The organism is bacterium (assembly GCA_013360195.1).
Classification (GTDB): domain Bacteria; phylum Electryoneota; class RPQS01; order RPQS01; family RPQS01; genus JABWCQ01.
On sequence record JABWCQ010000024.1, the window covers coordinates 21,748 to 28,236 of the forward strand.

Genomic DNA, 6,489 nt, shown 5'->3' on the forward strand with positions numbered 1-6,489 from the left:
GCTTGTTTCTTCGAGCCAGCGCAAATTGCCTGTCTAAAACACAGGCTGGAGGGCCTATGTCTTTACTCGAAAAACACTTCAACGGGCTGCTCTTGCTGCTCACCGGACTGTTTGCGACAGTTCGCTATATTGCCTATCAGGAAATGGCGGACTCCATCGTTACCAAAATCCCCGTCCTCGACAGCGAAACCTATTTCAAATGGGGTTATCAATTGTCGCAGGGTGGCGGCCATCCCCCCGGCCCATTTTGGCTCGGACCCGGTTACGCTCAGTTCATTGGCTGGATTCTGCGCTTGACGGGCGACATCTCGCCGCAAATCATTCTTGTCGTGCAGATGTTTTTGTCCTGCGCGACATTCCTGCTGGTCGTAATGCTCACACGGAGGCTGTTCGGCAACAGTGCGGCTCTGTTTGCCGGAGTATTGGGAATCCTCTATGCACCGTGGCTCTATTTTGACGGCATGATTCTGTCCGCATCGTGGATTCTATTTCTCAATGCCGTCATGCTCTATTTGTTAATTCAATTCGGCGGCTTGGCGGAAGATGAGTTTAAGAATTGGTGGGCATGGGCATTGGCGGGCGGAGTGTGTTCACTCTCGGCTATAGCGCGGCCGTCCGTTCTGCTTTTTGCAGTCTTTCTGCTTCTCTATATCGGCTGGAAAGTTTGGAAGCTTGAAAGCAAGCCAATCTATCTTGTCTCCTTTCTTGTGGCATTGATTGTCGTTCATCTGCCGATGTCGCTGCGTAATGCACGCGAAGGCGGAAGCCCGGTTTTCGTCACCGCGTCAGGCGGCGTGAACTTCTTTATCGGCAATCGCGACGGCGCAACCGGTGTCTATGACGCGCTCGATTTTGTCGAAAACTTCGCCGCGCAGGATGAAGCCGAAGGCTACCGCAAGGAAGCATCGCGCCGAATGGGCCGGGAAGTCACTCTCACCGAGTCTGCAAAATTCTGGCAGGAGATGGCGCTGCGGGATGTGTTCGAGGACAAGCTCGAATGGGTGGGAGTGCTGCTGAAGAAAATCTGGTGGACAATGCGAAACGAAGAGGTTGCCAACAACTTCTCTTTTCGCGGCATGCTGCTGGCCAACAAGACCGTCAACTTCCTGCCCGTTCGCTGGGGAATCTTGCTGCCGCTTGCCTTCGCCGGCGTGCTGCTTTTCTGGCCGATGCGCAAACGGCTCCGCTTCATGGGGCTTTATACCGCCGGCTATCTGCTCTCGATTCTCATCTTCTTCTCGTCCTCCGAATACCGATTTCCGCTGCTGCTGATTCTGCTGCCGCTGGCAGGAGCAGGCATTGCCGGAATCATTCAGGGATTTCGGGAGAAGAAGTCCGTGCAGGTCGCTGCCGCACTCGGTGTCTATCTGCTCGTGCTCGTGATTGCCAACGCGCCGTCAAAGACCGCGTCCTTTCAAGTTTATCCGCGTGTGGATTTCGCCAACGTCGGCTCGATGGCGCTCCACTATGACATGTACACGGAGGCGATGGCGATGTTCTCGCGCGCGCTGGCGATTGACTCCGAGTTTCAGCCCGCGAGATTGGGATTGGCAAACGCGCTGTGGGCAACGAAAAATTTTGATCAGGCGCGCATTGAATTTGAACGCGCCGGTGTTGCACCGCCCGACAGTCTCTCCGGAGCGAAGCTTGATACGCTCTATGCGAAACTCGACAGTGTGCAGCACGCGCAGGGCGATTCGGCGGCGCTTGCGCTGCTTGACAAGGAAATCCCTGATTTGAAAAGTCTGAACGTGAGAGATTTGTGGGTGGCGCGCGCCAGACTGCAGGCCGCGTCTCAGGACTATTGGGGAGCGTACACGTCCATGCTCGAAGCGCACAAGCTTGATCCCGGCGATCCGGAATGGCTGTTCTGGGCGGCGGAGTATGTATTGATGATGGACTTTCCGAAAGTGGCGGATTCGCTCTATGCCGAAGCCATCGAGCGTTATCCGGCCTATGCGCCCGCGCGCGTGCAAAAGGGTTTTCTTGCGCTTGAGGTAGGCGACATAGACGAAGCCGTCCGGCAATCCCGCGAGCTCGACAAGATTCAAATCATGAATGACTCCATCAAGTGGAAGGCCGACACGCTTGACGCACTGCTGCGAAGACTGAACTGGTGACACGCAAAGAAACAGAGGAAAAGCCGAGGCAATTGCCTCGGCTTTATTCATTGTGGCGTATCACTGCGAGAATTTCAAATATAATCGGGAGAATTGCTTGTATCTGTCGATAACTCGCCATAACTTAGCGATATATGCAGCTTAACAGTAAAGGAGTATAGTCATGTTCTATGTAATGATTTTATTTTTAATCCTTAGTGCAGGTCAGTCATTAGCTATTCATGCGCAGGATAACTGCGCTCAAGCTCTATCACTTGCAATCCCCTCGTCCGGCGTGGCAAACACGACCGGTGCCACGACAGACGCCCCTCCGGCATGTAATGAAGCTGCTCCTCAAAACGGAATCTGGTTCGCGGTCGTTGGAAATGGAACCACTCTGCGATTTTCCACCTGCGACAACGATGGCAGCGGCGACCATGCGCTTCAGGTCTTCAAAGGCGACTGCTCGAATCTGATCTGTGTCGGCGGTAACGACGCGACTTTCTGTCACATCAACACTTCTTCCGCGGACGCAACTTGGTGCTCTGAACCGGGAGTGACCTATTATATCCATCTGGGTGCCGAGACTGCCGGGTTTATTGAAGCATACTACTGGCTCATTTCCCTGGGAGCTTGCAATTATGTGGGCGGCAACTGCGTGCCGGAAGTTGTATTCGCGCCCACGGACTTCAGCGGTACAACGGATAACCGTGATGATTGCTGCTTCTCCGATGGAGCGGATCAGCACTTTTTGGTGTATCTGCCTTATGCGAGCACGTGGAAATTTCTGATTTGCGGCGGCGGATCGCAGCCGCATCAGTACATCGGCACAGCATTCTGCAGCAATGACATCTGCGAAGCTTCGGACAACCTGAATGAAGAAGAGCCCGGCTGCTTTTATGGTTCGCGCTGCAATTGCACGCAACTTGGTCCGGGATATGTGCATGTCACAGTGGAAACGTATTTTGATGACGGCATTGGGTTGGACTACCAGTACAGAATTCGTGATTGCAACACGAACAACTCTCCAAACCCGATCGACCTTGATCCATTCGACGTCTCGTCCTCCTGTGAGCTGGTATTTTTCGGCGGCTACAGAATCATTCGTGTGTTCGGGCCGGATCTGAATCCAAGCCGTCCGCCCATTGTGAGTGTGTCTGAAGGATGCGAAACTTGCGAGACAAATCTTGCGCCACCAGCCTCCGCGCTATACGATCCCAACGGCTGGGTGCTGCATCCGGGCAGCCCGAACATCATCGGACAGCAAGTGCCATATTGGCAGAATGTGATTTTGGGGCAGGGACAAGGACAAGGCGCGGGTTATGTGTGCGTCAGATTGGAAGGATTCCTGCCGGTCGAGCTTCTGAGTTTCAGCGCGCAAGCCAGAGACGGCGAAGTTCTGCTGTCGTGGGCAACCGGCTCGGAGTCAGATGTGGAGAGCTTTGAGATTGAACGCGACGGCGCGCAAATGGCGAGAATCGCCGCGACGAATTCCCCGACCGGATCCCTGTACGCCTATGCGGATAGTGACGTTCAAAACGGTCATATTTATCATTACTCGCTCTATGAGGTTGCCATAGACGGCGAGCGAAGCTGGCTGGCCGACGCGGAAGCCACGCCGCGTGCCAATCCCGAGATCGTCGAAGAATTCGCTCTTTTGCAAAACTATCCTAATCCATTCAACCCGGAGACGACGATTGAGTTTTCCATTAACGAGCCGGGACTGGTGAAGCTCGCTGTCTACGATTTGAGCGGACGGGAGATGATTGTGTTGGTTGATGGCAGCACGGGTGAAGGTGTTCACGCCGTGAAACTGGATGCTTCACTTATGCCAAGCGGTATTTACTTCTATCGTCTCGAACGCAACGGCTTGTCTCAGACAAGAAAGATGGTACTGCTGAAATAGAGAATCGCAATTTGCAGAACAGAAAAGCCGAGGTGATTGCCTCGGCTTTTTTTTGAACGCGGGCGGATTGCCATCCGCCCCTACTTCATCAGAATCATCGTGCGGCTGAATTGGTTGCCGTTGACGTCTAACTTGTAGAGATAGGTGCCCGATGATAAACCTGAGCCGTCAAAGGTTACGGTGTGCGAACCTGCGGATTGATAGCCGTTCAAAAGCGTGGCGACTTCGCGGCCTGTCAAATCGTAAACCTTCATTGTGACATTGCCGCCTTCTTTCAACTCAAACGGAATTTGCGTCGTCGGGTTGAAGGGATTCGGATAATTTTGCTTTAGCTCAAATGTCGCCGCAATTTCCGGTGCGGATTCAATCGTTGAAACGCCGCCGTCCGTTTCAATCATCTTTTGCACGATGCCGTGCTGTGCCTGAATCTGCGCAAGCTCTTCGGCCGTCACCGGTTTGCCATTCACCGTAAACGTTTTGCCGCCGTCACGGCTCTCGATAATTAATTGCTTCTCATGCTGACCGGCCGTCTCTTGACCCAGCATCAAATTCGCGCCGTCACGACTCTCGATAATCATCTGCCGTTCCAGCGGGCCGCTGCCGTCGCCCTTGTCAGTGACTTCGGCTTCGACGATGACCATTTTCTTCGCGCCGTCCTTCTTCAGCATTTCCAGATTCGCGGGATCGGCCGGATCAAGAGTCCAGTCTCCCACTTGGCCGTCCGCTTTCATTTGCGCAAGCTTCTGCGCCACCGAATCCGCCGGGCCTTCGATCTCCATCGTCTTGATGTGATACTCCTGCTTACCGTCGGCGGAGGTGAAGTGTGATTCGTGCGTGACAATCTTCACCACGTCGCTCACCCAATTCGGATTGGCGATCGTCAAACCGGAAATGCCGATGACAAACAAAACACTCAGTGCAAGCATCGAGCTGCGAGTCCGCGTTGAGCGCGGAGCAGTTTTGAGTCTATTGCGCAATGCGTCACGATGTGATTCCACCGTATTGCCGGGCGCTTGAACGTTTTCGAGTCTCTTTTCGAAGTTATCCATTATCTGTTCTCCACTGAAATTCGAGTTGCCTCGAGGATGATATCGCTGTGTGCTTCGCGCAGGCCCTGATCCTCACGAAGTTTGGCGATGCCACGATGAACCAGGGATTTCACCGTGCCGACCGGCCGCCCGAGGATGGCGGCGATCTCATCTAACGATAGATATTCAAAATATTGCAGCACAATCGGCGTGCGGTATTTTTCGGGAAGTTTTTTGAGCGCGGCCTGCAAAAATTGATAGGATTCGTTGCGCTCGATCTCTACATTCACGGCTTCGACTTCGACCGCATTGCATTCGATTTCACCGAACTCGTTCCACCAAGTCTTCGGAAACGGAATCACGCGCTGAATCTGTCGCTTCCGCAATTCTCGCCGCCACTCGTTTACAGCTATCCGCAGCAGCCAAACCTTAGCCGGAGCCTCGTCGCGGAATTTCGGCCAAGCCCGAAAGGCACGGAAAAAAGTCTGCGCAGTGAGTTCAAGCGCGGTCTCCGTATCTCCCGAGATGTGCAGAAGATAGCGCCAGACGTCGTTGTAATGGCGGTCGTAAATCTCTTCAAAACTGACTGAATTCATGCAGGCTCCATGGTGGCTTCATAGTAAAGAACCCGGAAGCCAGTCCGAAGTTGCAAAAGACCGAGGTGTGGCCTCGGTCTTTTGAGCAATTGTGCAATACACGGGCGGCATGCCTGCCGCCCCTACCTTCTCGATTCGACCTGATCTTTTAGCCATACCAACGTTTCAATTGTGTTGTCGGGATGGTTGTTGAAGACTGCGCACGGCTCGCCATCGGGATCGATTAAGTAGTAGCGCGGGTGTTCGGAGATGCCGCCGAATTGATCGGAGAAGTGCTGTGTGCTCCAAACGAAGTTGAGCGACCACGGGTTGCCGTTGAAATCGGTGCTGTCTATCAGCGCTTTGGCCTCTTTGATTTCACCACCGGTGTGGAAGGCATAGAGCGGGAACGGGAGTTTGTTTTCAAGACTCAGTTGATTCATCTGCGGCAGCGACCGCTGCACACAGGTTTGTCAAAGGTATGTCCAGCACTCAATGATCGAGTAGTGGCCTTTGAAAACATCTTTAGAAAGCTTGCTGCCATCCGCGGCGAGCGTGACGTCCAAATCGAGCGGAGCTTTCGGCAATGCCGTCGGCACGAGCTCGAAATATTGCTCCGCCTGCTTATGCGTAGCATAGTGCGTCAAACGAAAATCACGGATGATTTTATCGTTGGGATCGCAGACCGCTCCGGCTTCAAACGCTGCGATAGCTTTCTCATCCTGACCAAGTTGTTTATAATAGAAACCGAGATAGAGATAGGTATCGGGACGGCTGGGATTTGACTTGACGGCGCGTTCCATGAACTCAATCACACGCGGCAGAGAATCAGGGCCGCCTGCGCCAATCGCAACGCCCTTTAAGCGCAGGCCCCAATAGTC

At 53.6% G+C, this 6,489-nt stretch carries 6 protein-coding genes; 2 read left to right on the forward strand and 4 right to left on the reverse strand.

Going from position 1 to position 6,489, the window contains the following annotated elements:
- The first annotated feature begins 56 nt into the window (after positions 1–56).
- Together HUU59_12960 and HUU59_12965 are read left to right on the forward strand one after the other, a co-directional pair.
- Positions 57–2,120 (forward strand): tetratricopeptide repeat protein, encoded by a 2,064-nt coding sequence (locus HUU59_12960; GenBank protein ID NUO20348.1) that lies wholly within the window; start codon positions 57–59, stop codon positions 2,118–2,120.
- Between the two features lie 163 nt (positions 2,121–2,283).
- Positions 2,284–4,005 carry a T9SS type A sorting domain-containing protein gene (locus HUU59_12965; protein ID NUO20349.1) on the forward strand — a complete coding sequence of 574 codons (1,722 nt, stop codon included), beginning with the start codon at positions 2,284–2,286 and terminating at the stop codon, positions 4,003–4,005.
- An 80-nt stretch (positions 4,006–4,085) separates the two neighbouring features.
- Here HUU59_12965 and HUU59_12970 read toward each other — a convergent pair whose 3' ends face one another.
- From HUU59_12970 to HUU59_12985, 4 genes are all read right to left on the reverse strand, one after another.
- Positions 4,086–5,054, reverse strand: coding sequence for a T9SS type A sorting domain-containing protein (locus tag HUU59_12970; GenBank protein NUO20350.1), 969 nt, complete (start codon positions 5,052–5,054; stop codon positions 4,086–4,088).
- Positions 5,054–5,629 (reverse strand): RNA polymerase sigma factor, encoded by a 576-nt coding sequence (locus HUU59_12975; protein ID NUO20351.1) that lies wholly within the window; start codon positions 5,627–5,629, stop codon positions 5,054–5,056. The genes HUU59_12970 and HUU59_12975 overlap by 1 nt, the downstream gene beginning before the upstream one ends.
- A 122-nt stretch (positions 5,630–5,751) precedes the next feature.
- Positions 5,752–6,051, reverse strand: a complete 300-nt coding sequence (locus tag HUU59_12980) for a hypothetical protein (GenBank protein ID NUO20352.1) — start codon at positions 6,049–6,051, stop codon at positions 5,752–5,754.
- 30 nt (positions 6,052–6,081) lie between these two features.
- Positions 6,082–6,489, reverse strand: a 408-nt coding sequence (locus tag HUU59_12985) for a hypothetical protein (GenBank protein ID NUO20353.1), incomplete at its 5' end; no start/stop codon positions are given.